This window comes from Martinezella lusitana (assembly GCF_900094565.1).
GTDB classification, from domain to species: Bacteria; Pseudomonadota; Alphaproteobacteria; order Rhizobiales; family Rhizobiaceae; genus Rhizobium; species Rhizobium lusitanum.
Genome location: NZ_FMAF01000025.1, coordinates 38,335 through 64,983 on the forward strand (window position 1 = coordinate 38,335; position 26,649 = coordinate 64,983).

Consider the following 26,649-nt stretch of genomic DNA (forward strand, 5'->3'; position numbering starts at 1 on the left):
CTCAGATTTCGCCCTGACGGTAGCGGCGGCGCGGCCGTCCGGGAGGCGGCGCCACCGCGCGAGCGCCACTCAGAGTCGCGCTGAGCAGCTCTTTGATCTGCGGCGGATCGCCTTCGAGCTTCGCCATGAGCGCTGGCTTCACGTCACCACGCACGAAATGCTCCGAACGACCCTGCTCAACCCGAACGGGATCGGGAAGGCCATCGATCGTTTCGCCGAACGGGAGCACCATGCCGAGATCGTGCCACTCACGTACCATAAGCGCGATGCGCTGGTAATAACCCGAACCGCGAACGTCGCGGAGCCAATCCGAGCGGCTGGCAAAATATTTCGCCGCCTGGGTTTGATGGCCGCGCGCGACATTGGCTATGACGCGCACGGCGCTCTCGTGCGACAGCACCTGGTCAGGCACTCGAGCACCCCAGAAGGTCGGCATTGACAGAAAATAGCCCGGATTATAGTCGGCCGACGAGTTACAGGACGCGCCGTCAGATTGCCATGGCACGCCCATGAAGCGCGTCAGCGCGCCGGCCGAGACGCCATCATATGGTCCGCCAATTGCCAAACAGGCGGCCGGCGAGAGCATGTCGCCCCAGTCCTGTCGCGCCGGCGCGTCCGACGGGTTGACATTGAGCCGATAAGGCATCTTCCAGACATACGGGATCCGCATCGTCCATGTGAGTTCGATGCCGGGATGGAACGGCCCTCCAAGGCAATCGTGAAGAGCGGCACGCTCGAGCTGCTCAAGCTGCTCGGCGGCGCTCAGCGACGCGAAGTCGGCAGGTGGGGTTGGACCTGTCCAGTCGTCCGCAAAATCGCCGGCAGCCCAGCGCTCGAGATGCTCGAACTGCGTGCGCGTGACCGCGAGGCACGCCGGATCGACAACCTCGCCTTCTGCGTCCCCATAAATCTGCGGTAAGAATCCCGGGTCTGGCGCCAGCAGGTCCTGCTCGCGTCGAAACAGCGCGAAGATGGCGGAGCGCCAATCCGAGCCCTGCGGCGAGGCATCGCGCAGCTTCTTAAGTACTTCGGTCGCGTCAACATCGAGCGGCCCGCTATGGCCGTGGATCATGTAGAGGCCCTGATTGACCCATTGAAGGTCACTGAGGCGTTTGAAAATCGGCCAGATGTCATTGCTGAACGAGGTTGCGGCGGGCCGCGTCAGCCAGCCTTGCGCGATGTACGTCTCGCGCACCGCGTCGTCCATCGTAACAACACCGAACACGCCGGGCGCGAAGTTGGGCGGCGTTACGGCAACATAACCCGGCTCCGCATCGATCGTCGTACCGTCGGCAAAGCGGACTGCGGCACGCACTGGGCCGTCTGCAATGTCGTCGTGCCAGTCGTCGTTGTTCGCGAAGGTGGTGAGCGCGGTGTTGGGTGGATAGCAAGCCGAGACCCCGCGGCCACCAAGGACGAGGAGGCGCCCTTCGGCATCGGTGCGCAACTCACCTAAATAGACAGGCTGGTTCCTGAAGGCGCCATCGGCGAACTGGAATTGCGGTCCCTTAAGCGATGCGCCCGAAATGGCTTTCGACCGCGGGCGAATGTCAAGGCCCGAGCGGTCGCCGCTCGCACCGGTCACGTTAGGATTGCGGCGCGGCGCGTCCTTGGCAATGCCGGCAGGCAGGTCCATCGCCTGCAGGAACTGATACCAGCCGGCCTTCAAATTGGCGAGCGTGACCCGCCATTCGATCTGGACGCCAGCAGCCAGCGTGACTTCGGTAACCGTGCCGTCGTCGAGCGTCGCATAAACCCGGAACCGCGCAGCGTGTCTCCGGATCGAGGAATCAGGCCCGCGAAAGTCGTCGACCGTTTCGGCGCGTGCGCCATCCAGCCGTGTCGGCATTCCGCCGATCACTTCCGTTGAGATGAGATAGTCGTCGGCGAATACATCCTGCGCGGTGCAATTGCCGACGCGTGCGAGGCCCAGCGGCGGGTAGACGCGTAGCGCAGTGATGCGCTTGGGATCGAAGGGGCTGATCGTGCCGGTCATGGGGCTCCTTGAGCGCGTGGGGTATGAGGCTCCGCCTCCGGCATGCCGTTGACGGCATGACGCAACGCGGCGGAAGTGGGGTAGATCACCCGACGAGATCGGTGGTCTGGGTAGCTTTCCAATTGCGACTTGCGTAGCTCATAATATGTCTTCCCTTTAGTCGAGTTTGAAGTAACTCTATAAAACGTCAAGTAGAATGTACGAGCTAGGAACGCGCGACAGACGTGCGCAACTTGCCTCAACCGTTGAGAACAACAGTCAGGTGCGGGACCTGATGTTGTTCTCAACAGCCGCGGCGGCGACCGCGTTGCGGCAAAGGATGCAACGTTTGACAATCCGACGAAATATTTCGCCTGCTATCTTGGTAGATCCGGTCTGAGCGCAGGTTTCGCGCTCTGACGCTTCCACGCCACAACACGGCTCTCTCCCTCCGTCGTTAGGAATAGGCAAGAATAGACGCAGACAGTCGGTTGGAATCTGATTAGCCTTTGCGACCGACAACTACAAAGACCGTCGTTCGATGCGAAGCAGCGCCTGGTCGTCTTAGAATAGCGATGAGTAATTGACGTTAGGCATGCGAGCAGGCTCTGATGGAGTGGGCGAAGCCAAGACCGCGCTCAGCGAGCGCGGTCAATTTCGTCAAGAATACGCCCTAGCCGCTTGGTTTGATCGGCCGGAAACATAGCGGAGCCTCGGATAGATCAGATCCGGGCACCACCTGTTGCATCGATCATCTGGCCGGTCGTCCAGCGCGCATCGTTCGACGCAAGGAAAGCGATGACGTCTGCGACGTCCTCCGCCCGGCCGACACGAGAGAAGACCGAGAGTGCTTCGGCGCCGGCGCGCGCGTCCGGCGATGCCAGCCACTCTGCGTTCATATCCGTCTCCGTCACACCCGGCAGCACGGCATTGACCGTAATCCCCCGAGCCGCAAATTCTGGTGCCAGCGCCAGTGTCAGTGTCTCCAGCGCCCCCTTCGAGGCTGCATAGGCCGGATGCGTCGGGGCCGCGATCCGCGTGAACCCTGTCGAGACATTGATGATGCGGCCATTGTCGCGAATGTGGTCGGCGACTGCCTGGATCAGGAAGAACGGCGCCTTGTAGTTGATCGTCATCACCTCATCGAACGCGGCTTCGCTCGTCTGCTTCAAGGGTATCGCGGGTGCAATGCCGGCATTGTTCACCAGAATGTCGAGAGCGGGCGAACCCGTCTCGGTGCGCACGGCTTCGCTGAATTGCGCCCAGAGGCTGTCAGCGGCGTCCTTGCCGTGTCTGAGATCGGCCTTCACGGCCACAGCCTTGACGCCGAGCCTTTCGATGTCGCGGACAGTGGCATTGGCCGCATCCGAATTGGCGGTGTAATGCACGCCGATCAGCGCGGCACCTTCTTTCGCGAAAGCAAGGGCTACGGCTCGGCCGATACCGCGCGAGCTTCCGGTGATTAGGGCTATCTTGTCTGCGAGTCTTTTGGACATGGTTCACTCCGTTGCTAAATTAAATAGTGACCGCTATAATAAGGAGGAAAGAAAGTCTGTCAACAATTTAATAGGGATCACTATTTTAATGGATGAGCCAGTCCGCAAACGAGGCAGACCACGCGTGCTCGATCGCGACGTCGGGCTCGACATCGCGGCACGCCTGTTCTGGGAACGCGGCTATGAAGGAACCTCGACCGCCGACCTAACGAAGGCCATGGGGATCAATCCGCCGACGCTATATTCGACTTTCGGCTCCAAGGAAGAATTGTACCGTCAGGCGCTCGACTTCAGTATAGCCCGTGAAAACAGTCGCCGGTCGGAAATACTGCATTCCAATCTTCCGGTTTACGAAGCCCTGAGCCTCTACCTCTACGATATTGCCGATGGCGATACCCAGCCGGACAAGCCGCGGGGATGCATGGTCTCGACGGCGGTCCTCCAGCATGCGGAAGAAAATGCATCGGTCGCCCGGACGACGGCGGCGCTGCGCGAGGCGTCGATGCAGGTTCTCAAGAGCCGCTTCGATCGCGCAATCACCGAAGGCGAATTGCCGGCGGAAACCGATACCGACACGCTCGCGCGCTTCTACGGCGCTATCATCCAAGGCATGTCCGCCCAAGCCTGCGACGGCGCCTGCAATGCTCTGCTGAAGCGCCTGATCGACATCGCACTCACGGCCTGGCCCGGAATGCGTCAGACCCCGGCCGGAAATTCGGATTGAAGACAAGCCAACCACTCATTCTGACCGCAAGGATCGCAGAACTCGATATTGAGCAATTCGATCGCGTCCGGCGGGTATAGGACAAGGGAAACCTTTGCGCGTCCTGCCCAAATGGCTTTCTTGAAGGGTTGGTTCACTTCGTCTTCACTACCTCCGCGGCTTGCAGCCGGCAATCGCCAACTTCATCAGCGGGGTTCGGCCACCCGTGTCCCGAGGGATGCGCTGGGATAATGACTGTGAGGCTCTTGAAAGGGTCCACTAGGAGCGCCTCGTTCGCGAGGTCGGCCCCCCTCTTGCGCACCGGTCCGTTTCGCCTTGCGAGGGTGATGTCCTCAACAAGAGCTGCACGCGCGAGCGTTTTGATCCGACCGGTACTGAACAATCACATCGGGTTGACGCCATACGGAAAGAGATGCGCCTTTCCCTAGCGCCGCGTGACCCCAAACCGCCAACCCAGGTGTTTGGCCTCTTCGGAAAGAACTTGCACCCGACCAATCGTCCAAAGTCCACCGAGTTTGGTCCAGAAGTACACCGTGCATCGATTGAGTTGCCAGGTTCGATGGATCAAGCCGAAGGCGCTCATTTCAACCATGACCACCTGCACAAGGGTTTCGGCGGCCTCGTCCAGATCAATTTTCAGATGCTCGCGGGTATAGTGCCATTTCGCATTCAGGCGACGACGAAATTGCGGGCCACATCTCGCATGAGCTGACGACGGTCGATCACTCTACCGTTGATCTGATGATACGCCAATGCAGGCGAGAACGGCGCACGGCAAGCGAGTGGATCGTCAAGCTTGTGCGAGCGTTTGCTACTGTTTCATCAGTCGCCATCGCTCGCCTTTGCTAAGCCACAAGCGCTGGCTTGAGGACCTCTTCGCTCCATCGGCGAAAACTGGTCGGCGTGTCGGAGGAGGAAGACGGCGTGCGCTTCACCAGATGATCCATGCCCTCGTTCTTCGCCGTCATCATGTTTACCATGGCCCTCGCCATGCCTTCCGAAGCGCCCCTCTTGATCATCATCGCTTTCAGATCGTCCATCGCCATAAGGTGATACTGCACAGGCTTTCCGATCACATCCGAAATGATCGCCATCATTTCGTCAAAAGAAATGTCCTCCGGACCGAGCATCGGAATGCTCTCGACGCCGGTCCAAGACCGGCTAAGCAGCAGGCGTGCCGCCAAGGCGGCAACATCGCGGGTGGCGCATGCCGGCTCCTTGCGATCGGCGGTTGTCGGCCAGTAGAAGGCGCCGTGATCCCTGATTAGCGCAGCCTGCCGCAGAAAGTTCTCCATAAGGCTGGCGCAGGCCAGGGCTCGATAGCTCACGCCGGTGCTTGCTATCAGATCGTCCATCTTTAGAGTTGCCGTCACGTGCCCAGCGTCTTTAGGCCATCCGCGCCCAAGCGCGGAGATGCCGACCACCTGCTTCACACCACTTGTTTTGAGCGCCTCGCACGCGGGCCGAGAGAAGTCCAGATAGGCCGCCTCGGCACTTGGCGCACGCGGGTCGGCCGGGACGAGCCAGAACACACGGTCGGCGCCAGCGAAAGCCTTTTTAACGACGGCGGCGTCGCTGTGCGAACCTTCAACCACCTCGACCCGGTTCAGCACCTGTGAAGACAGTTTGGAAGGATCTCGCGCAATCACGCGAATACGCTCTGCGCTATCGAGAATGTTTGCGAGGACCTGGCTGCCGATATTGCCCGTGGGCGCGGTAATGACAATCATCTGTATCTCCTGGTGCTTCCAAAACGCGTTCCTGCTTGGGTCTCTCCCCGCAAGGTGTCTGGAGATGCCCCATAGACGATGAACGATCCATGCTCTAAAGTCCGTGTTTTCGTCGCGATCGTTCAAAAGCCCGAATGGACCCGCTTTCCGATATTCTCGCCCTGCTGAAACCACTCAGTTACGTCTCTGCCGGCTTTGAGGCAGGTGGTGACTGGTCGGTCCAGTTTCCGAGCTACGAGGGCATCAAGTGCAACGCCGTGATTTCCGGCCAATGCTGGTTGGCGATGGAAGGCGTATCCGACCCCGTGCGTCTTGAGACGGGTGACTGTTTTCTTCTGACAAAGGGCCGGCCATTTCGGCTTGCAAGCGATCTGAGCGTGCCGCCGGTCGACGCCACTCTTGTCTTTCAGCCGGCAAAGCGTGGCGGCATTGCCCGGTGCAATGGCGGAGGTGAGTTCTTTCTTGCCGGCAGCCGCTTCACGTTGATCGGCCATCACGCGGATATTCTGCTTGGCCTGCTTCCGCCGATTGTCCATATTCGGAACGAGGGGGATCAGGCATCACTGCGCTGGCTTCTCGAGCGCATGCGCCAGGAGTTGCGGGATACGCAGCCCGGCAGCAGTCTGGTGGCGGAACATCTTGCGCACCTGATGCTGGTCCAGGCATTACGGCTGTACCTGGGTGAAGCCGTCGAAGGCCGTGTCGGATGGCTCTTCGCACTGGCCGACAAGCAGATGGGCAAAGCGATCAACCACATCCATGCCGATCCGGCGCGCCGATGGACATTGCAGGAACTGGCCCGGAATGTGGGCATGTCGAGAACGACGTTCGCTCTCAGGTTCAAGGAAACAGTCGGGCTTACGCCCATGGACTACCTGACGCGCTGGCGCATGCTGCTCGCCAGCGAGCGGCTGGCACGCTCATCAGAGAGTATCCCCGCCATTGCTTCTGCACTCGGATACGAATCCGAGAGCGCCTTCGGCGCGGCTTTTAAACGGGTGATGGGCCTCTCACCCCGGCACTTCAGCCGCCACCGCAGAGAAGAGGCCGCAGATCATTCCTTACCCTGACCTCGGATCTTGCCTATCTCGAAGCCTTGGGGGATGACGGCCGCCGGAAATTCACTCCCCCTGGCCTGCGGTCGAGGCATTGCTGCTCAAATTCGTGGCGCATTACCTTTGGGTTCCGGAGAAACGTGCAGCCGATCTCGATCCGCCAGGATTTGGGACGGCCGTCGCTGCCGTCGGACCAGCGATAGCCTCGCGCCTTCAGGTGGTCCTTCATGTCGAAGGGGCTGTTCTCGGCAAAGATCCCGACACGCGACCTCTGGCTTGCTTCATAGAGTTCGCGAAAGCGGTGGAAGCCGCTCCGTCCATTTCTCGAGCCAGGACCTCTAGATGTGAACCGGCTCTGAACAATGACCCCGTTGAGATTCCCTGCAACAGCTTGAAATTGGAAATCCGAACATCAACGGGGTCATGGGCGACGCCGCTATGATCGCCACTTTCTCCAAAGATATGATATATTTCAACGACGTAAGCGTCATACCGACGGGGTCATTCTTGGATGCTATTTCACAGCGCTTGGCGAAGATCTCCGATGCGAATCGAGCCGGATTGCAAGGATGTGGTAGGCCAGGCGCCCTTTAGCTGTTTGTGATATTCGATTGCCAAAGCCGGCAAATCAGTTCACCTTTTCAGCATGCGCGATATCGTACGACCCTTCGTGACTGACGACGATCCTGACAGGCACATACGATGCCAGGATGCGCTGCAAGCAGCTTTTCAGGATCTGGTAAGCGCGGCGATCTCCGTCGGCTGGTCGGAACGCGAGGTATTGCTGGCGATCGGTGACCTGGTGGATCATCAGGTCCTCTCGCTCGAAGCCAACGACCGCACCGACGTCCTGGTCGCGTTGTTGAAACGAATGACCTAGCCTGCCTTCCAACTCATGCGACAAGCACGCCTCCATATCGGCATCGCCTATGCCAGGCCACCAGCTTCTAGCGTGATCAACAGGCCCTTCAATTCTGGCTCATTGACCCGTCGCGCGGCCTCCAACGGGGACATCCATTCAAGAGTACGCTCTTTGTGTTCGGGGAATTTTTCGCAGACCTTGTCGACAGACAGCAGGTGAACTTCCACCATGGCGGGCGTCTTGCTGCCATCAGGCAAGGTCTTCAGATATGTATAGTAGCCGGCGGCCTTCTTCCTCGCCCTGCCCTTCACACCTGCTTCTTCCCACGCTTCACGTTCGGCCACTTCATGCGGCTTCAGTCCCTTGATCGGCCAACCCTTTGGGATAGTCCAACGGCGCGTCTCGCGGGTTGTCACGAGCAAGATTTCAAGAACACCTTGGTTGTCGGTGCGAAAGCAAAGGGCACCGAATTGATCGAACACTTCCCCGCGAAGCAGCGCCTCCGCATGTTCAGCTAGCTTTGATAGATGGGTTTCGACTTTGCCCATGAGAACATCCTATTAGAAAACCAGTATGTAGGTCATGCTGAGTCTCGACAAGAGCCTATTGATGCCGCTGGTATCTCAATCCAACGCGTATTCTCCTTGCGCTTGATCCCCAGCGCCCCGAAGGCGTAGCCTCCGAGCAACATCGATGTTGCCTGATCATGATCTACCTAGGATTGATTGGCTTTGGGCAAGGAGAGTGCAGGGTGGCGTCGCCCTAACCGATCGGGGCAGACCGGAGTGTAGTCGATCTCTGAATGAAAGCCGAACCGGGGCACTTCTCAAGCCGCGTTCAGGTAAGGCGACGCCACCTTCGGCCGAACAGGCCTCTTTAAAGCCTTGGGTTTCCCCGCATGAACTCCGCGGACAGCTTTCGTGCTGTGATGCTCGACTATATCACCAACTCGCCTATCGCCGGATCGAGCAGCATCTGGGGCGGAAGGCCCGACCCGGCGATAGAGCCGGTGGGCAGACCGGCTGGGGATTGGCGTACATTGACGCCAAACTGGTGAGCGCAATCTTGCGAACGATGATCGCGCAACGTTGTCGCCACAGGCGCCCCTGGAGCGATATGCTCACTCCAGGACGCCGCTAGGGCAGCGCCTTCAATCGGCAGTTACCGTATCGCTCTGAGACGGAGCGCTGGTTTCAGACTTCTTTTCGAGCGCATCGCGGACTTCTGCGATTTTTCCGCTATCTGTTCCAACGCCCAGAATGCTCTTTGCTTCAGCGAGCGTCTGATCCGTCACGGGTTTGTTCGATAGTTGCGCCAGCGCCGAACGCAGGGCGGCGTCGCTGAGGGCCGGATCGGTAGGCACAGCTGTCGTTCCATATTGCATTTCGAACTCTGCATATGACTTCACATAGGCTGAGAGGGCCGCCATCTTGGGGTCCTTGGAGTTCAAATAGGCATGGTAGTCTCTCCGGAGCGAGCTAAGCCTGCCTTCATCGGGCTTTGAGACGTGTGTCTTTGTGCTTGCACTGTGCGCTTCGGAGTGTTTGTCAGGATGATGAGCCCGCAACGACGACGAGGCACCTTGCGTTGTTGCCGTACTCGCGGATGTGCTGCCTGCATCGTCGCCGCCGGACTTTTCATGGCCGGAGTTTCCTTCGCCATGGCCTCCGCCATTGCCATTGCCATTGCCGCCACCGTTTCCACCCTTGGCGAATGCCGTCTGCGCAAAGCCGATGGCAGTCCCTCCCAAGGGAGCGACGGCGAGTACCAGGCCGAGGCTCGCGGTACCAATGATGAATCGGATTCTCATGCGCACTTCTCCTTCACAAATTTTCACCGCCTATGGCGGCAACAGCGGTCGTGTCGGCAAATCATTGCGCATTACAATATTGCCGAAATCCCATGTTGCTACACCCATTGGACCTATGCCTTGGGCATTTAGACCATAGTCTGATTGATCGCGCCCGATGGTCTCCCACTTCGCACAGGCCAAGGGGCGATGCTTCGCGCGACAACGCGAGCGGTACCGACGTCGCACCAGTTGACACCTGGTCCTGCTGGGGTAGCTATATTGGATTGGGAGATCCGTGCTGACCATGCCAGTTCCGCGAGTAATTCATAAGTACAAGCTATCTCTGGCAAGTCTCGTCGAACGCTGGAACTCGCAGTCCTTGGCCAGGCAGTTCCTGCTCGCCGGCGGCTTCGTCGCTACCTGCGCGATGCTCGTTGTCGGCTCCTTCGTTGCCAGCCTCATCGAAAATGCAGTGACACGCAATTCCGCGGCAACGACGGCCCTTTATGTCGATAGCGTCATTGCCCCCCTTCTCCCGGACATGCAAACCACTCAGGCCCTCGATGACACGGTAACACGGGCGCTGGACGAAACACTTGGCCAGGGCGCGCTTGGCACGCGGCTATTTTCATTCCGTCTATGGCGCAATGACGGGACGATCCTCTATTCCAACAACAAGGACCTCTCCGGCAAAGGGTTTCCGCTCTCAGACAGCCTGCGAACAGCTTTTTCTGGCCAAATGGTCGCTAAATTCAACCGGATCGATGATGTGGAAAGCGTTGCTGAGCGCAATAGCGGCAAACCACTCCTGGAAATCTACAATCCGGTGCTCCAGCCCTGGTCGGGCAAAGTCGTCGCCGTCTCGGAGTTTTACGAGGTTGCCAACGACCTCGAATGGAGCGTCAATCAGGCCCGCCTGTTGAGCTGGCTTGTGGTCGCTTTGTTTACGCTGACCTTCTTCTCCCTTCTGTCGATCATCGTTCTGCGTGGTAGCCGAACCATCGACAATCAGCGCAGGGCGCTCAACGGCCGCATTGGGGAATTGTCGACACTTCTTCTACAGAATGAGGCGTTGCGGGCACGCGTTCAACGCGCAACCCAGCGCGCAGCCGCACTTAACGAGAGCTATCTCCGCCGCATTGGCGCTGACCTGCATGACGGTCCTGCTCAATTGATCGCTTATGCCTCTTTACGTCTGGACAGCCGGACCCTGACGAGCCCCAAAGCCTCGTCGGCCGAACGTGACGCGTCGTTGCGCACCATCAAGACCAGTCTTGGCGACGCCATGGCAGAAATCAGAAATATCTGTAGCGGGCTGATGTTACCACATATCGAGACGGACAACCTGACCGATCTCATTGGACGGGCAATCCGCGAGCACGAACGGCGCACCGGTGTTACAGTTACGCTCTTGGTGGGCACGACGCCGAGAGATCTTCCCACCTCCGCAAAGATATGCGTCTATCGCTTCGTCCAGGAAGCTTTGAACAATGGCTATCGTCATGCGGGGGGGATTGGACAGAAGGTTATGCAATCGTTGGATCATGAGCAGATCGTAATCGAAGTTGTCGATGAAGGGCCGGGGTTCGATCCGAAGGATGTCGGCCCGCAAAAGCTCGGCCTTGCGGGCCTCAGAGATCGGGTCGAAAGCCTCGGCGGTACTTTTCAGCTTTCATCATCGAATCAGGGAACCACAGTTCGAATGTCCCTGAGCATCGAGGAAATGGAACAGGCATGACAGGTGCAATCAGATTGGCAGTGATAGACGACCACCCGCTTTTCAGGGAGGGCGTCATTCGAAGCCTAACCGAAATGGACGAGTTCAACATTGTTGGCGAAGGCAGCAGCAAGCAAGAGGCATTGCGCATTGCCGTGGAACATCGTCCAGACATCTTGCTGCTCGACATTTCGATGCCAGGCGGAGGATTGGACGCCATCCCCCTCATACTCGAACAGATTCCCGACCAGAAGATCGTGATGCTGACGGTCTCCGAAGCAAGCGATGACCTGATGACGGCACTCAAGAGCGGTGCCAAGGGCTACGTTCTCAAAGGCGTCGGGTCGCGGGCATTGGCCGATATCATTCGTAGCATTGCCGCCGGTGACAGCTATGTCGCACCGACCCTATCGGCTCGTCTGATTTCGGAAAGCGGATCGGGCACTCAGATCAATCCCTTCAATGCGTTGACGGATCGTGAACGGGAGGTGCTGGAGCTAGCTTCTGCGGGTTTGAGCAACAAACATATCGGCCTGAAGCTCGATCTTCATGAAAAGACCATCAAGCATCACATGACCCAGATATTCACCAAGCTGGAAGTGAGCAACAGAACAGAGGCCGCAATGGCGTTCCGCGATGAACTTGAAAGACGCCGTCAATGAAGGAAGGATTTGAGCCGCTGCTCGTCTGCGATCGTTGCATTGCGGTTGACGATCGTGCGGCCCTTTGAATCCTCCATCATATAGCGTCCGCTCTGTATTTTTTCGCTCATCCCATCCTTGTGGTGCACGGTGATCGAGCCACTACCGTCATCGGTAGACTGATCGGCATCGACCTGGCTTTGCGTTGCGCTCTTGGTACTGGACGACTGGCCATTGCCGTTTCCCTTACCATTGCCGTTCCCATTTCCGCTGCCGCTTCCACCTCCATTGCCGCTATTGCCTCCGCCGTTGCCATTTCCACCACCATTGCCGTTACCCCCTTTCGCTTCTGCCACCTGCTGCGTAAGCGTCGCAGAGACGCCGTGAACTTTGAGGGTGTATGGAAGCGCCGTGTTGACCAAGGTCAACAGCAAGCATGGCAAGGCAGCAATTAACTTTCGACGCAATAACACCACAGCCTCCTGAGGCTTCGAATAGATCCGGCGACGAGCAGACATCATTCCCGGGCACGAAAGCCGCCGCTATCGTCGATTGGCAAATTCCTGACCTTCATATCAGATCGCCGCAACGCCGCGAGGGGTCAAGTTTTATCGACGGGAGAAGCCCCGGTTTGGACTTCAGCAATCGCATGTGAGGCTTTTCGCCGGCAGATCATCGGACCAACGTCGGAGCAGGAGACGGACCGAAGCCCAATCACAGGCTTGCGTTATTGAAAGCGATTTCCCCCGGCCGATATAATTGCGAACATTCGGGGCTTTGCCGATGCGCACGCAATGGTCCGGATCACGACGATGACTCTGCAAGATTGCAGGGCGCAATAAGCGAATGTTCGTTCAATGGGTCCGATGGAAAGGGGTAGCACGATGACCCAAAACTGGAGGGTATTTCTGGCCAGGTCAGCACCGCCGGGCGCAATATTGGATTTCTCGGTCGCCGAATTCATGCTCGAGGTCGCTATCAATTTGCGGTATTGCCTCAAGCTCGTCCAGCCGACACCGGAATGCATCGACTTGGCCGAACTCGTCTTGCTGCGTGCCAGACATTATAGCGAAGCCAGGATGGGCGATAAATCACGACTGTTCACGGAGACAGAAGATGCACTTGCCCAGGCAACGAGGCTACTTGAGATTGAGCTTGAATACTGCTCGACACGAAGCGTGAAAAGCGCCTGCAACCCAGTCGCCTGAAATTTCCACCAAACTATCTTAGTTGGCAACCATTGATAGATCAAAAGACCACCGGGACGAGGACGGGAATCCAGGCAAAAAGAGGAAATTGCGATCCCAGCGGGCACTGTGAAATTTTTCAATGAAGATAAAACGGTTGGTTTCAATTGTCCCGCAAACAGCGGAATGGACGCATTTGTCCGCGTTTCTGCTTTGTCGCAGGGAGGTTAGCTCCGTGAAGGTGAAAAGGTCGGCCATGAATTGGGTCACGATCGGAAGACCGGAAAGCCGAAAACCGAATACTTCAGCTTGCTTTGATGGCACGAACAGGACAACAGGCCCGGATTTCGCCTGTTTCCACTTGTATGCCGGCTAAACAGTCCAATCAACTTGAGCGGACTCGTCCTTTCACGTCATTCCGCTGGAACGAAATTTCCGATGAAGGCCACAAACGGCTGCTCTTGATAAGAGATTTGAACTCAGTATCGACCTGTGAGATATAGTTAACATATTGATTTACAATAGATAATTATCCAAAATGCGTAGTTGGATCCTTCTCCGGCAGAAATCAACATCCTGGGAACCGATCGCGTGGGGCTGCCGTATTTCATATATATTGCAGGGCATGAGGCTTCCTCGCCAACTGAAAGACGATAGTTGCCCGCCTCATTACGGTGTCCCGGACCACCATCCCCAATAAAGGATTGCACATATTGCTTGCGTTCGAGTTTCCAAAAATTTCGGGATGCGTGAATTTCGTTCAATGAATAATCGCATTCAAGCCCCGGCTCTGCGGCTAATTTACAGTTCGGCAGATCAACATGCCTGCGCTCCTAGAGCGCAGGCAAGCTTTGCTTTGGACGAAGAAGAGCGACCAAAACATCCGTGGACCCATTTTTCGTTATCCATCTTTTGCGATAGCTGCTTGCTTGCTAATTTTCACTAGGCTAAATTACTAAAGGCTTAGTTGTACCTATTATCCTTGGCACTCGATTCGAAGGCGCCGATAGTTGTTAACGCGATATGTCTGTCTACCAATATGATCTGGAACCATCGCATTACACGGATCACTGTCGGCCTGCTCTTGCTGGCGATTGCGATTATCGTCTCGTTGCCGGCAATCACTGGCTTCACCAGCCGTGATGGTACGGTCAATGCTCGCTTCGCTATCATCAATGCCCCTATCGACGGCATGATTACGGGTGAGCCGGCTAAAGTTGGCGCCCCTGTTAAAGAGGGCCAGACGCTCGCAGAAATCACCAATCAGCGCGTCAATCGTGCTATCCTTGCTTCGCTGGAAGCGGATCGCAACACAGCAAGCGACCGTGTAATCGCTCTGAAAAAGGAACGCGACGAGCTTTCCCAACTTCGCGGGCAGCTATCCAATCGGTTGGAGGTCTTCAAGCAAACCACGATTGCCAATCTGGAACGCGAGGTGGAAATCCTGCGAAAGAAAGTCGAGGTCTCGCAAGCGCAGGATCTTGCCGCACAGGTCGACCTGAACCGCCGGATGGACCTGGAGTCAAAAGGTATCCTCACGCAAAGGATGGTTGATGCGGCACGCGCCGCAGGGGCTGCGACCGGCGGCGAGGTGGAAATCAGCAATTTGACTGTCGACCAATTGCAACAGAGGCTCAATGCGCTTCGCCAGGGTATCTTTGTGTCCGGCGACGGGCAGAACGATGTGCCTTATTCGCGACAACGTGAAGACGAGGTCGTCGTCCGTATCAGCGACTTGAACTCACGCATAGCGGAAAATGAGACACGAGCCGCCGAGGTAGAAAAGCAGTTGATCGAAGAAGGCAGTCGCGTCAGCAGTCTCGAATCTGCAACAGCGACGGCGCCATTCGATGGTGTTGTCTGGGGCAGGAGCATCGTCAACGGCTCCAATATTGTGCTCAATAACGAGCTCGTGCGCCTCCTCGACTGCCGGGAGCTTTTTGTCGATATTCTTGTTCCCGAGGTCGACTATGACGAGATTTATCCGGGACTTGCAGCGCAGGTGCGCCTGTTCGGGCGGAGCGACGTCTTCAAGGGGGTAGTCACCTCGGTAAAGGGCAGCTCTGCAGGTGTCGAGAGCGATTCCTTCGCAGCCGGCTTACCGGAAACATCGCAGCGAAATGCCCGAATTCGGGTCCGCCTGGAGCCATCCTTCATGAACGGCGACTTTGCGAATTTCTGCCAGGTGGGACGAACAGTCCAGGTCCGGTTTCCCAAACATAGCATCGGCTTGTCGAATTGGGTTAAAAACCTGTGGTTCAGTATCTTCTAGCACTCGCTCCGACCTTTGTTGTTTTGGCCCTTTTTCTCCTGGGACCATTCAATTGGTCGCGTCACCAGACTTGGACACGGGCGATCACCTGCGCTTTCGTCGGAACGATCGCGTTGCGCTATATGCTTTGGCGGCTGACGCAAACCGTTCTTCCCTACCCCTATGATGGCTTTAATTTCTATTGGGTCTGGTTTGTCTTCATCGTCGAGTTGCTGGCCTTTACGGAGGTCTTGCTTTTTCTGGTTCTGATGAGCCGCTATGTCGATCGCAGCGCCGAGGCCGACAGACTGGCGAAGAGCTTCTTCGCACGCGACGAGGCAGAACTACCCACGGTGGATGTCTTCATTCCCACCTACAACGAGCCGCTCGACGTGCTCGAGAGAACAATTGTCGGGGCGTTATCGCTCGATTATCCCGCCGACAAGCTGAAGGTATACGTTCTCGACGACCAGCGCCGCGACTGGCTCAAGCACTTTTGCGAAAAAAAGAAAGCAATCCACGTCACGCGCGGCGATAATTCGCACGCGAAAGCGGGCAATATGAACAACGGGTTGAAGGTGAGTTCCGGCGAATTCGTCGCCGTCTTCGACGCGGATTTTGTGCCCTACCGGCATTTTCTGCGCCGAACCCTGCCCTTCTTTTCCGATGAAAGCATCGGCATCGTCCAGACGCCACAACATTTTTTCAACGTCGATCCGGTGCAATCGAATCTGGGCCTGGAGAATATCTGGCCGGATGAGCAGCGCTTGTTTTTCGACGAAATCGCCCCCAGCAGAGACACCTGGGACGTCAGTTTTTGCTGCGGCTCTTGCTCGATCGCCCGCCGCAAGGCTGTCGATGCGATCGGCGGCTTTCCGACGGAATCGATCACGGAGGATTTGCTGACCACGCTGTCCATGCTCAACAAAGGCTACAAGACGCGCTACTTGAACGAACGCCTGTCGATGGGGCTGGCAGCGGAGAATCTCACTGGATATTTCGTGCAGCGCGAACGGTGGTGCCAAGGAGGCATTCAGACGCTCTATCTGCACAACGGCCCGCTGCGCGGTCCGGGACTATCCCTATTCCAGCGGATCATGTTCCTGCCGGCCTCATGGCTGGTGCAATATCTCGTGCGCTTCATGATATTGATCGTGCCGATCGCCTATCTCTGGTTCGGTCTGGTGCCCCTCTATTTCACCGACATTGCCGACTATGTCTCTTACCAGGTGCCACTGCTGGCGGCCTATTTCCTTCTCATGCTGTGGATAACGCCGACGCGTTACCTGCCTGTAATTTCAAGCGCGGTCGGAACCTTTGCAACATTCCGGATGCTGCCGACCGTCGTGTCAAGCTTGGTACAGCCATTCGGCAAGCCGTTCAGGGTGACGCCGAAGGGCAGCGGCAACGAAACCAACCATTTCGACAGATATAGCTTTGCCTGGATCGCGGGCCTGATCACCATCACCGCCATCGGCCTGCTCATCAATATCGTGCCGGAAACGACCAATGTTCAGGGCCAGTTTTCCCCGATCGCAGCCTTATGGGCAGGTATCAACATCGTCGTCCTGGCGATCGCCTCTCTCATCTGCTTTGAAAAGCCCCGGCGATTGTTTCATGCGTTCAAACTCGAGGAGAACGCCACAGTGGACGATGTCCCTGGCCAGGTCGTCAGTTTGGCACTGGACAAGGCAGTCGTCGCGGTGTCCCCCGAGGCCCGTTTTCAATCCAGCTCCGTCCTGCTGAAGCTAAACGGCTTCGCTCCGTTCAAAACAGAACTCAAACGGGTGACCCAACGGCGACGGAGCATCAGCCGCGGCGGCGATACGCAAGCTTACTATCTTCACCTGCATTTCGAACTCAGCGCAGCCGATCGCGACAGGATGATCGTGAAGCTTTATACCGGACAATATTCGCAGGACATTCGCGATATCGACAAGGTCGCCGTCTCGGTCAATCTTCTGCTGCGATCATTCGGGCGAGCGCGCACATTATAGTCGAATTCTGACCCGATGGAGTCGATGGGCTGCCGCCGCAAAATGGCTTGTACATGAACAATTCTCTCGATCCGCGCGCAGTTCGTCAGCTGGACCAAAAACTTATAATGGACGCGGTTCGACCGCATACCGATAAGTTGCAGCAACAAAACGGTCGTCGCCGGCATGCGACCGTCACTTGACGCCGGCAACAAAGCGCCATCGAAAGTTGCCACCGGGAAAAGAAATATCCGTCGCCTTGAAGCGATCAGAACCTGCGATCACTATCTGAAATCCTGCGTCTTCATCTTGATCGCACCGATGTGAAGCTGAAAGCCATTGATAATCAGCCATTCGATCCGATCGGCAGATCCTGGGCAATCAATCTCAAACCTAATGATTGTCTCTGCGGCTGTCGATCGGGATTTCTGAGCGCAATGTCCTGTAGCAACTTTTGGCACGGCGCGTCTTTCAGACGCAAATAGGAATGTCTCTTTTTGTCAATACATGTATAGACATCATTGTTGAACGGTGGTTCTATCCTGCAAAAGCAAGGGGATCATCATGGCCAATACGATGTTTGATCTGGCAGGTAGAGTAGCAGTTGTAACCGGCGCGAGCCGTGGCATAGGCCAATGGATTACGCTGGCGCTTGCCGAAGCGGGTGCCGATGTCTGCGTTACGGCGCGCGATCAAAATTCGCTAAGCGAAACCAAAGAAAAGATCGAGGCCCTCGGCAGGACCTGCATCACGAGCGCCCAGGATGTGACAGACATCTCGTCCATCGACGAAACGCTAAGCAAGTTCGAAAGCATCACTGGCGCAGTCGATATCCTTGTCAACAACGCCGGCTATGAACAGATATCCCCCTCGCTCGACGTCGACGAACAGCTCTGGGATAAGATTATCGGCACCAACCTCAAGGGTGCGTTCTTCTGGTCGCAGGGGGCGGCGCGCCGGATGTCACGCCAGCCTCGCGGCGGAAGCATCATCAATCTCTGCTCGCTTACCTCCTATGTCGGCATCCCGACCGCCGTGCCCTATGGCTCCTCGAAGTCCGGACTGCTTGGCATGACACGCGCGCTTTCGGCCGAATGGGCGCCGCTGGGCATCCGCGTGAATGCAGTCGCGCCGGGCTATTTCCGCACGGCGATGACTGAAGGCTTTTATCAGGACGAGGGTTGGTCGGCGAAAATGCTCGACAAGATTCCACAAAAGCGGTTCGGTGATGGTTCCGACATCGGAGGCGCCGTTATCTTCCTTGCGAGCGGCGCATCGGCCTACATTACTGGCCAATGCATCCCTGTCGACGGCGGTTTTTTAGCATCGATCTAAGCATGGAAATTCAAGCTTGACAGCATAGGAATGATGATGTTGTCTATAAATGTATAGACATCTATAGACAATAAAAAACGGGAACGAAGTCTCAGACTTCCTGGGAATTTGTCGGATAACCAAATCCGGCTTCCTCGCACGAATAGCTTGCAGGGTATTGCATCACCGGCCACCGATTTGCGGTGCGTTCCAGCATGACCTGCAGGCAACCTGGATCGTCGTGCCGTCAGCGCGCGAACGACTGCGGCTGTGTGCGCCTCTGTGCGCCAACAAGGGTGTGATCAATGACCAGAGTCAGCTTTCATGAATATTCCAATCTTGGACCGGATGAGAAGGCCATGCTCTTACGCCGATCCGAAACGGACATTTCCGGGTTCGTCGAGAAAGTGGCGCCGATCCTCGAGGCCGTGCGCACGGAAGGCGACCGGGCCGTCGCCCGCTTCGGCCGGGAGCTCGACAAGGCGGATATCACAGAAGCAACAATCAAGGTCACCGATGCCGAGTTCGATGCGGCGTTCAAGCTTGTCAGCGAGGACGTAATCGAAGCCATCACCTTCGGCATTCAGAATATCCGCCATTTCCATGAGGAACAGAAACCAGAAGCCATGTGGCTGAAGGAGATAAAGCCGGGCGCCTTCGCCGGCGACCGCTTCACTCCGATCAAGTCCGTTGCGCTCTATGTCCCGCGCGGCAAGGGTTCGTTTCCGTCCGTCACGATGATGACCTCTATCCCCGCCGTCGTTGCGGGCGTTCCGAACCTGGCGATCGTCACTCCCCCTGCGCCGGACGGTAGCGTGGACGCTGCAACGCTGGTCGCAGCGCGTCTGGCCGGCGTGGAAACTGTCTACAAGGTCGGCGGTGCTCAGGCGGTTGCAGCCGTCGCCTACGGGACAGAAACGATCAAGCCGGCGCTGAAGATCGTCGGGCCGGGAAGCCCTTGGGTGGTTGCAGCCAAACGGAGCCTGTCAGGCATCATCGATACGGGCCTGCCCGCTGGCCCTTCCGAAGCCATCATCTTTGCGGATGACACTGTCCATGGCGGCCTTGCAGCACTTGACCTGTTGATCGAGGCCGAGCACGGGCCGGACTCTTCCGCCTATCTCGTGACCCATAGCCGCCGCGTGGCCGAGGAAGCCCTCGCCGCGCTGCCCGAACACTGGGCGCGCATGACGGAACAGCGCGTCCAGTTCTCGAGCGCCGTCCTTTCAGGCAAATGCGGTGGGATCATTCTCACCTCCTCGGTCGAGCAAAGCTACGACTTCGTCAATGCCTACGCGCCGGAGCATCTCGAACTCCTGTCGCAGGATCCCTTCGCTCATCTCGGACAGATCACCGAGGCCGCGGAAATCCTCATGGGTCCGCATACGCCCGTCAGCATCGCCAACTTCTGCCTCGGTCCAAACGCCGTGCTGCCGACGAGCCGGTGGGCGCGCACGTTCGGCCCGCTGTCGGTGACCGATTTTGTGAAGCGCAGTTCGATCGGCTATGTCACAGCGTCGGCCTATCCGGAGTTTGCAAAGCATGCCCACAAGCTCGCGGAATACGAAGGCTTCTCATCCCACGCGCATGCAGTCTCGGCGGTCCGCGACAACTATCTGCCAAAGCGAGGCTGACAGGATGAAGGCGGTTCGGCTTTACGACGCGTTTGATCTCAGGGTCGAGGAAGTCGACAGACCTCTGTCGCCGCCCAGGGGCTACGTGACGATCGATGTTCGCGCCGCGGGAATCTGCGGCTCGGACATTCACAACTACCGAACCGGCCAGTGGATCAGCAGACGTCCATCGACGGCGGGCCACGAATTCTGTGGGCGCGTTTCCGCAATTGGAGAGGGTGTCGAAGATCTCGCGATCGGTGATCTGGTCGCCGCTGACTCCCGCTTTTACTGTGGCCGATGTGAAGCATGTGGGTCGGGCCGGACCAATATCTGCGAACATCTCGGTTTCGTCGGCGAGGTATGCGACGGAGGGTTCGCGGGGCAGACCCAACTACCCGCCCGTCTCGTTTGCAAGCACGACCCCTCCCTTGATCCTGCAGTGGCGGCCATGGCCGAACCTTTGGCCGTCGCGCTTCATGCGGTACGACGGCTCAATCCGCCCCAAGGCGAAGCGATTATTCTCATCGGCTGTGGGACGATAGGCGGTCTCTGCGGGTTGCTGCTTTCACATCTCCACGATGGAAAGCTGTTGTTTGCGGATTTGAATGGTAGTCGTGCCGAGATGGTGGCCCGCCTCTGCGGAGGCTCCGTGGTCGCGCTGGACAAATCGCAAGCAAGGACTGCTCTCGGCGACGCGCGACTCCGGTACGCGGTGGATGCAACGGGAAGCACAAAGGCCATCGCGCAAGCCATCGAACTTCTCGACGGGGGCGGCGCATTCGCTCTCGTGGGCATCAGCCACGGAAAGCTGGATCTGGATCCCAACCTCCTGGTCGAGCGCGAGATTTCCCTCGTTGGCTGCCACGCCTTTGAAGACGAGCTCGCCGACGCCATCGCGCTGTTGCCAAAACTGCAGTCCTCACTTCTGCAATTCAGCGAGGTCCTGAGCTCGCTCGACGAAGTTCCCGATGCATACCGCCGACTGATCGATGGTCGCTCAACCAAATTAAAAACGATCGTTCGAATAGCCGATTGATCAAGCAAACGCCTCGGCGTGAGACGGAGATAGAAATTGCCCGGTCTTTCAAACACCGCGCTACCGCTCTACGAAAAGGTCAAGGACTTCGTCCTCGACAATATCGGAAACGGCAATTGGCCACAGAATGAAAAGCTCCCGTCCGAGCATGAATTAACGTCTTCGCTCGGCGTTTCTCGCATGACGGTCCATCGCGCGCTTCGCGAACTGACAGCCGAAGGCTATCTGCGCAGGGTCCAGGGCGTCGGGACATTCGTCTCGCCTCCCAAGGCACAGTCGACCCTCATCGAGATCAGCAATATCATCACGGAGATCAAGGCGCGTGGAAGCCAACACCGCGCAGAGGTAATCTTGCTCGAACGGATCGAGCGGCCGGACCAAATGCTGTTGGACGCGTTCGAGTTCAGAAAGCTTTGCCCTGTCGATCATTCGATGGTCGTTCACTACGAGAATGGCGTCCCTGTTCAACTCGAGGAGCGTTACGTCAATACGGAACTCGTGAAGAACTATCTGGATCAGGATTTTACGTCCATCGGCACCTACGATTACCTTCAGCACAGTACACCGCTAACCGAAGTCGAGCATCTCATCAGTGCCATCCCGGCGACTGAGAGACATGCACGCCTCCTCCATATTCGTGAGCGCGACAGCTGCCTGGTTCTAAACCGAAAAACATGGACAGGGCAGACGATCGCAACGGTCAATACCTTCACCTATGTCGGCAGCCGCTATTCGCTTGGCAGCAGATACTTACCGCCGAAGAAATGAACAGCCTTCGTGTCATTCCAGGAGTGAGAGAAATCATGGGGCAGCCCAGCAGTCGGACCGCAGCCATCCGGGAGAAGGCCCAAAAACGCGACGGTGGCGCCGAGGCTATGCTTGCGGACCTGTTGCGAGATCTGTTTAGGATCGAAGCACGCGATCTGGCGATCAACCACGACCAATACAGCCTCAATTCGCTGAATGGCTTCTTCGAGGCCGACGGAAAGCCCTACTTCTTCAAATTCCATCAGGAGGAAAATGAGGAGGAGATGAGCGGTGAGTACTATCGTGCCGATATCCTTGCCAAAGCCGGCTTGCCGGTCGACCAACCACTTATGATGTCGACCCTTCCCGGCGAACAGATCCTCGTCTACAGGCGCCGGAGGGATCCGCGCTTTTCCGATGTTTTGCGCGCGCTCGACGAGCTTCATGATGAGGAAATGGCACGCCAGGCCGTGGATGCGGAGCGCCGGCTCAATGAGACCGTCCTGTCCGTCTACCTGAAGACGCTGCATCCCGTCGCGCCTAAGCAGGTTGCAAAGGAGCCGGTCCACCGGCTGTTCTACGACCGGTTGGTCACGGCCCCGGACGGAACCTACCCTGGTGGTCGGCTGGCGAGCTTTTACGTCGGCAAGGCGTTCGAACTTCCCGGCGTGACGCTTTCCTGGGACGCGCTCTCGAAAGCCCACTTTGTCATCAATGGCATTCAATACCGCAACACGCTTGGGGAGTTGTTCGACGCGGCGCATGAAAGACTGAACCCTGCCCATCTGGCGGATAATGGCGGGGTGACAGCACATGGCGACGCCCACAACGCCAATGTCTGGTTCGAAAAGCAGCAAGGGGGCGCGAGCCTGTCGTTCTTTGACCCCGCCTTTGCCGGCGAGCACATCCCGACGCTTCTCGCAGAGGTAAAGACGACCTTCCACAATATCCTGGCGCATCCCTACTGGCTCTATGATCCGGCTCTTGCCGAACAGAAATTCAATGCGACCGCCAGCTACGAGAACGGCCGTCTCTTTGCGGATTTCGATTGGACACTAAGCCCGGTTCGAGCCGCGCTCCTGAAAACGAAGGCCGAAGCAATGTGGAAGCCATTGCTTGCCGCCCTCAAGCAGCGGGGCATGCTTCCTTCCGATTGGCGAAAGGTCGTCCGACTCGGACTTTTCCTCTGCCCGACACTCGTCATGAACCTGCGGGCCGGTGCTACGAGCCACAATCCGACATCCTCCCTGATCGGTCTTTCAGTGGCGATGATGGTCGGCTCGGAGCCTGAGGAGAGCGAGGACCTGATAACCCGCTTCCTCGCAGCGATAGATCCGGAGGGGTAGGTTGTGACGATTGTCAATATCGACGACCTCCGGCTGGCCGCGCGCCGGCGATTGCCGAAGCTCTTCTTCGATTACATCGACGGCGGCTCCTTTGCGGAGGAAACCTATCGTCGAAACAGAGATGATTTCTCGCTTTTGCGGCTACGTCAAAATGTTCTCAACGACTATGCCGAGCCTGATCTGTCGACCGAATATCTCGGACGACGACATCCTCTTCCCTTTATGCTGGGACCGGTCGGCTTCCTTGGTCTCTACACGAGAAACGGAGAACAAAAGGCAGCAATCGCCGCCCACGCTGCCGGCATCCCCTTCTGTCTTTCGACCTTCTCGATCGCGTCGCTGGCAGACCTCCGTAGCGCGACGGATGGCGCGTTGCACTTTCAGCTCTATGTGCTCGATGACCGCACGCTCTGTGAGGAGTTTCTGAGCGCTGCGGAAGAGGCCGATGTCGAGGCTCTGTACGTGACCGTCGATACCGCCATCACCGCCATCCGCGAACGTGATGTGCGCAACGGTTTCCGATCCCTGACCCACATCACGCCGCGTCTGTTTGCAAGTCTCTGCCGAAAGCCCGCCTGGTTGTTCGACGTCGGTCGCGGTGGCATGCCCTCCGTTCGAGCAGTGGAGCATCGCACAGATTTCGGGAGGGGAGCGCTCGAACAGGCGGCCAATCTTTCCAGGCGCGTCGACAAGAAGCTCGCTTGGAAGGACATCGAGGCATTGCGCGACCGGTGGAAAGGTAAGCTGGTCATCAAGGGTATTCTTTCGCCTGAGGATGCAACGAAAGCGCAAGCGGTCGGCGTCGACGGCATTGTGGTTTCGAACCATGGTGGCCGTCAACTCGATGGCGCCATGAGCACGATCGCCGCGCTCCCCGACATCCGGTCCGCGGTCGGACCGGATTTTACGCTGATGCTCGACGGGGGCGTGCGAAGGGGAAGCGATATTGTCAAGGCAATCGGATTGGGCGCTGACGGTGTCATGCTGGGTCGAGCCTATACCTATGGTCTCGCAGCCGCCGGCCAGGCCGGGGTCGACCGTGCGATCGAGACGTTGCGCCGCGAGATCTCGATTACGTTGGCTTTGATGGGCGTCGGCTCGATCGCCGACCTAAAGGAGCGTGGCTCGCACCTCATACTCAAACAGTAACCGCTAACGCCGGCGAAAGGAGACAAACACTTCCATTCCATATTCGCCCACCATGACTTTGATGGGTGGCGTCAAACTTCACAAGATGAAAGCCGCATGATCCGCTAAAATCAACAAATAGAGGGGTTTCCAATGAACCACAAATCCATCAGCAAGCAGTTTTCCCGCGTAGCGATCGCGCTCGGGATCGTCGGTGTCCTCGCCATAGGGCAGGCTAACGCTCAGGATCAGATTCCGTCCAAGCCGGAACCGGGCACCTTTAAGATCGGCATCGAGCCGTGGCTCGGTTACGGTCAGTGGCACGTCGCCGCCAGCAAGGACCTGTTCAAGAAAGCTGGCCTTGAAGATGTCGAGCTTGTCAACTTCAGCGAAGACAAGGACATCAACGCAGCACTTGCCAGCGGTCAGCTCGACGCTGCCAATATCGCCACGCACACCGCCATGGGCATGGTCGCCGCCGGCCTGCCGGTGAAGATCGTCTCGCTTCTTGATTTCAGCCTGAAGGCGGACGCGATTCTTGCCGGAAGCGACATTAAGAGCGTCGCTGACCTCAAGGGTAAGAACATTGCCTTCGAGGAAGGAACGACAAGCGACATCCTTCTGAACTACGCGCTTGCCAGCAACGGCATGACGATCGACGATGTCGTCCGCGTACCGATGCCGGCGGCTGATGCGGGAACGGCACTGATTGCAGGCCGTGTCCCCGTCGCTGTCACCTACGAGCCCTATATTTCAACGGCGCTCGCCCAGGACAAGAATATCAAGCTGCTTTTTGAAGCCGGCAAGGATCCGGGCCTTGTCTCCGACGTCCTCGTCGTTCGCGAGGAGGTGCTGAAGCAGAAGCCAGGGCAGGTTCTGGCCATGATCAAGGCCTGGGATGCGGCTCTGGCCGATTACAAGGCTAAGACGGAAGAGGACCGCGTCATCATCTCCAAGGCCGTGGGCGCCGCCCCGGATGATCTGAAAACCGCCTTCGACGGCGTTCAGTATTATTCTTCTGCCGAAGCCGCCAAGGCCTTTGCCGGTGACTTCAAGACCAAGACCTTCGCCGACGTTCTGAAGGCGGCCAAAAAGGCCGGCCTCGTGACCCAGGACGTTTCCGCCGACAGCATGATCGACACATCCTTTGTCGATGCAGCGAACAAGTGACCTTTGGCCACCAACGGGACCGTAATGTCTAGCTCAGAATTGTCGTCGACATCCAAGGAAAGACCCCGCACGCAATCGCGCGCGGGCGTCGGTAGACCACCCAGTGCCTTTCGGATCGGGGATCCGATCAGCGGCCAGTCGTTTCTACTGATTGCAGTTGCCGTTTTTGCCCTGCTGTTTGCCGTGTGGTGGGTTGCTACCATCACCGGTTGGGTGAAGCCGATTTTCCTGCCCTCGCCCGGAGCAGTGTGGGCCAAGATGATGGAACTGGCGATCGATGGCACGCTGTGGACCGATGCCGGCATCAGTATCTATCGTATGCTTGTCGGCTTTCTGATTGCATCGGCGCTGGCGATCCCGATTGGGATCATGATCGGCTGTTTCAAGACCTGGGAAGCGGCCATCGAGCCCTTCGTCGACTTCGTCCGCTATATGCCTGTCGTCGCTTTTGTTCCGCTCACCATTCTGTGGGCCGGAACAAGCGATATCCAAAAATTCGTCATCATCTTTATCGGAACCTTCTTCCAGCAGGTGCTGATGGTTATGGACAGCGTCAAGCGCGTTCCGACCGACTTCGTAGGACTAGGCCGCACGCTCGGCATGTCGGAGACAAAGATCCTGCGCCGCATTGTCCTGCCGTCAGCCCTCCCCGGCATCTGGGACACGCTGCGTATCAGCCTTGGCTGGGCCTGGACCTGGCTTGTGCTGGCAGAACTTGTCGCGGCGACATCAGGCCTCGGCTATCGCATCGTTGTCTCGCAGCGATATTTCCAGACGCAGACGATCATTGGTTATATCCTGCTCCTTGGCCTACTCGGTCTGATCACAGACCAAAGCATGAAGGCCCTCGAGCGTGTCTTCTTCCGTTACGCTTCGAGGCATTGAG

24 protein-coding genes and 2 pseudogenes are annotated in these 26,649 nt (G+C 57.6%); 18 read left to right on the forward strand and 8 right to left on the reverse strand.

The features are described from left to right. Position 1: 1 nt before the first annotated feature. Both GA0061101_RS30050 and GA0061101_RS30055 read right to left on the reverse strand, forming a co-directional pair. Positions 2-1,996, reverse strand: coding sequence for a LodA/GoxA family CTQ-dependent oxidase (locus GA0061101_RS30050; protein WP_051964052.1), 1,995 nt, complete (start codon positions 1,994-1,996; stop codon positions 2-4). Positions 1,997-2,697: 701 nt separating this feature from the next. Then, positions 2,698-3,471 (reverse strand): SDR family oxidoreductase, encoded by a 774-nt coding sequence (locus GA0061101_RS30055; protein ID WP_037199421.1) that lies wholly within the window; start codon positions 3,469-3,471, stop codon positions 2,698-2,700. Between the two features lie 88 nt (positions 3,472-3,559). On the opposite strand from GA0061101_RS30055, the gene GA0061101_RS30060 reads away from it, so the two are divergent. Next, on the forward strand, positions 3,560-4,195 hold the full coding sequence (locus tag GA0061101_RS30060) for a TetR/AcrR family transcriptional regulator (protein WP_037199423.1): 636 nt from the start codon (positions 3,560-3,562) through the stop codon (positions 4,193-4,195). Positions 4,196-4,676: 481 nt separating this feature from the next. Further along, positions 4,677-4,907, forward strand: coding sequence for a hypothetical protein (locus tag GA0061101_RS38950; protein WP_141694136.1), 231 nt, complete (start codon positions 4,677-4,679; stop codon positions 4,905-4,907). Between the two features lie 133 nt (positions 4,908-5,040). On the opposite strand, the gene GA0061101_RS30070 is transcribed toward GA0061101_RS38950, so the two are convergent. After that, a complete protein-coding gene (locus GA0061101_RS30070; RefSeq protein WP_037199427.1) occupies positions 5,041-5,925 on the reverse strand; it encodes an NAD(P)H-binding protein in 885 nt (294 codons plus the stop codon). Between the two features lie 134 nt (positions 5,926-6,059). On the opposite strand from GA0061101_RS30070, the gene GA0061101_RS30075 reads away from it, so the two are divergent. Together GA0061101_RS30075 and GA0061101_RS40395 are read left to right on the forward strand one after the other, a co-directional pair. After that, positions 6,060-6,995 (forward strand): AraC family transcriptional regulator, encoded by a 936-nt coding sequence (locus GA0061101_RS30075; RefSeq protein WP_037199429.1) that lies wholly within the window; start codon positions 6,060-6,062, stop codon positions 6,993-6,995. Then, positions 6,989-7,137: pseudogene (locus GA0061101_RS40395) on the forward strand (integrase); the annotation flags it as partial. The gene GA0061101_RS30075 and the pseudogene GA0061101_RS40395, both read left to right, overlap by 7 nt. On the opposite strand, the pseudogene GA0061101_RS40400 reads toward GA0061101_RS40395, so the two are convergent. Then, positions 7,126-7,281: pseudogene (locus GA0061101_RS40400) on the reverse strand (3'-5' exonuclease); the annotation flags it as partial. The pseudogenes GA0061101_RS40395 and GA0061101_RS40400 overlap by 12 nt on opposite strands. A 369-nt stretch (positions 7,282-7,650) precedes the next feature. Between GA0061101_RS40400 and GA0061101_RS30080 the strand changes: the two are divergent. Further along, positions 7,651-7,860 carry a hypothetical protein gene (locus GA0061101_RS30080; protein WP_245297610.1) on the forward strand — a complete coding sequence of 70 codons (210 nt, stop codon included), beginning with the start codon at positions 7,651-7,653 and terminating at the stop codon, positions 7,858-7,860. A 47-nt stretch (positions 7,861-7,907) separates the two neighbouring features. Here GA0061101_RS30080 and GA0061101_RS30085 read toward each other — a convergent pair whose 3' ends face one another. Together GA0061101_RS30085 and GA0061101_RS30090 are read right to left on the reverse strand one after the other, a co-directional pair. After that, entirely contained in the window at positions 7,908-8,390 is a 483-nt protein-coding gene (locus GA0061101_RS30085) for an NUDIX hydrolase (RefSeq protein WP_047560402.1), read from the reverse strand. Between the two features lie 602 nt (positions 8,391-8,992). Next, positions 8,993-9,652, reverse strand: coding sequence for a hypothetical protein (locus GA0061101_RS30090; protein WP_037199442.1), 660 nt, complete (start codon positions 9,650-9,652; stop codon positions 8,993-8,995). Positions 9,653-9,938: 286 nt separating this feature from the next. Here GA0061101_RS30090 and GA0061101_RS30095 point away from each other — a divergent pair, with 286 nt between their 5' ends. Together GA0061101_RS30095 and GA0061101_RS30100 are read left to right on the forward strand one after the other, a co-directional pair. Next, complete coding sequence (locus GA0061101_RS30095; protein WP_037199444.1) at positions 9,939-11,372, forward strand: sensor histidine kinase; 1,434 nt, start codon at positions 9,939-9,941, stop codon at positions 11,370-11,372. Continuing rightward, on the forward strand, positions 11,369-12,013 hold the full coding sequence (locus tag GA0061101_RS30100) for a response regulator (protein ID WP_037199448.1): 645 nt from the start codon (positions 11,369-11,371) through the stop codon (positions 12,011-12,013). Before GA0061101_RS30095 ends, GA0061101_RS30100 begins: the two co-directional genes overlap by 4 nt. On the opposite strand, the gene GA0061101_RS30105 is transcribed toward GA0061101_RS30100, so the two are convergent. Beyond that, complete coding sequence (locus GA0061101_RS30105; RefSeq protein ID WP_245297611.1) at positions 12,007-12,513, reverse strand: hypothetical protein; 507 nt, start codon at positions 12,511-12,513, stop codon at positions 12,007-12,009. The genes GA0061101_RS30100 and GA0061101_RS30105 overlap by 7 nt on opposite strands. A 363-nt stretch (positions 12,514-12,876) precedes the next feature. Here GA0061101_RS30105 and GA0061101_RS30110 point away from each other — a divergent pair, with 363 nt between their 5' ends. The 3 genes from GA0061101_RS30110 to GA0061101_RS30125 all read left to right on the forward strand — a co-directional run bounded on the left by GA0061101_RS30110 (position 12,877) and on the right by GA0061101_RS30125 (position 17,427). Then, positions 12,877-13,200, forward strand: a complete 324-nt coding sequence (locus GA0061101_RS30110) for a hypothetical protein (protein ID WP_037199450.1) — start codon at positions 12,877-12,879, stop codon at positions 13,198-13,200. Positions 13,201-14,218: 1,018 nt separating this feature from the next. Further along, a complete protein-coding gene (locus GA0061101_RS30120; RefSeq protein ID WP_037199452.1) occupies positions 14,219-15,451 on the forward strand; it encodes an HlyD family secretion protein in 1,233 nt (410 codons plus the stop codon). Continuing rightward, positions 15,433-17,427 carry a glycosyltransferase gene (locus GA0061101_RS30125; protein WP_037199455.1) on the forward strand — a complete coding sequence of 665 codons (1,995 nt, stop codon included), beginning with the start codon at positions 15,433-15,435 and terminating at the stop codon, positions 17,425-17,427. The genes GA0061101_RS30120 and GA0061101_RS30125 overlap by 19 nt, the downstream gene beginning before the upstream one ends. A gap of 174 nt (positions 17,428-17,601) precedes the next feature. Here the strand turns inward: GA0061101_RS30125 and GA0061101_RS39580 are convergent, their stop codons facing one another. Then, entirely contained in the window at positions 17,602-17,760 is a 159-nt protein-coding gene (locus tag GA0061101_RS39580) for a hypothetical protein (RefSeq protein WP_156143675.1), read from the reverse strand. 210 nt (positions 17,761-17,970) lie between these two features. Here GA0061101_RS39580 and GA0061101_RS30130 point away from each other — a divergent pair, with 210 nt between their 5' ends. The 8 genes from GA0061101_RS30130 to GA0061101_RS30165 all read left to right on the forward strand — a co-directional run bounded on the left by GA0061101_RS30130 (position 17,971) and on the right by GA0061101_RS30165 (position 26,648). Next, positions 17,971-18,741, forward strand: coding sequence for an SDR family NAD(P)-dependent oxidoreductase (locus GA0061101_RS30130; RefSeq protein ID WP_037199463.1), 771 nt, complete (start codon positions 17,971-17,973; stop codon positions 18,739-18,741). A gap of 284 nt (positions 18,742-19,025) precedes the next feature. Further along, a complete protein-coding gene (gene hisD, locus GA0061101_RS30135) occupies positions 19,026-20,354 on the forward strand; it encodes a histidinol dehydrogenase (RefSeq protein ID WP_037199465.1) in 1,329 nt (442 codons plus the stop codon). Positions 20,355-20,358: 4 nt separating this feature from the next. Beyond that, the gene (locus tag GA0061101_RS30140) at positions 20,359-21,372 is read left to right on the forward strand and encodes a zinc-dependent alcohol dehydrogenase (protein ID WP_037199466.1); all 1,014 of its coding nucleotides are present in this window, start codon (positions 20,359-20,361) and stop codon (positions 21,370-21,372) included. A 36-nt stretch (positions 21,373-21,408) separates the two neighbouring features. Continuing rightward, positions 21,409-22,140 carry a histidine utilization transcriptional repressor HutC gene (gene hutC / locus GA0061101_RS30145; protein WP_037199467.1) on the forward strand — a complete coding sequence of 244 codons (732 nt, stop codon included), beginning with the start codon at positions 21,409-21,411 and terminating at the stop codon, positions 22,138-22,140. A 35-nt stretch (positions 22,141-22,175) separates the two neighbouring features. After that, the gene (locus tag GA0061101_RS30150; protein WP_092576564.1) at positions 22,176-23,465 is read left to right on the forward strand and encodes a hypothetical protein; all 1,290 of its coding nucleotides are present in this window, start codon (positions 22,176-22,178) and stop codon (positions 23,463-23,465) included. Positions 23,466-23,468: 3 nt separating this feature from the next. Then, on the forward strand, positions 23,469-24,614 hold the full coding sequence (locus tag GA0061101_RS30155) for an alpha-hydroxy acid oxidase (protein WP_037199469.1): 1,146 nt from the start codon (positions 23,469-23,471) through the stop codon (positions 24,612-24,614). Between the two features lie 132 nt (positions 24,615-24,746). Continuing rightward, positions 24,747-25,763, forward strand: a complete 1,017-nt coding sequence (locus GA0061101_RS30160) for an ABC transporter substrate-binding protein (RefSeq protein ID WP_037199470.1) — start codon at positions 24,747-24,749, stop codon at positions 25,761-25,763. A 24-nt stretch (positions 25,764-25,787) separates the two neighbouring features. Next, the gene (locus GA0061101_RS30165; RefSeq protein WP_037199471.1) at positions 25,788-26,648 is read left to right on the forward strand and encodes an ABC transporter permease; all 861 of its coding nucleotides are present in this window, start codon (positions 25,788-25,790) and stop codon (positions 26,646-26,648) included. The last annotated feature ends 1 nt before the right edge of the window (position 26,649 follow it).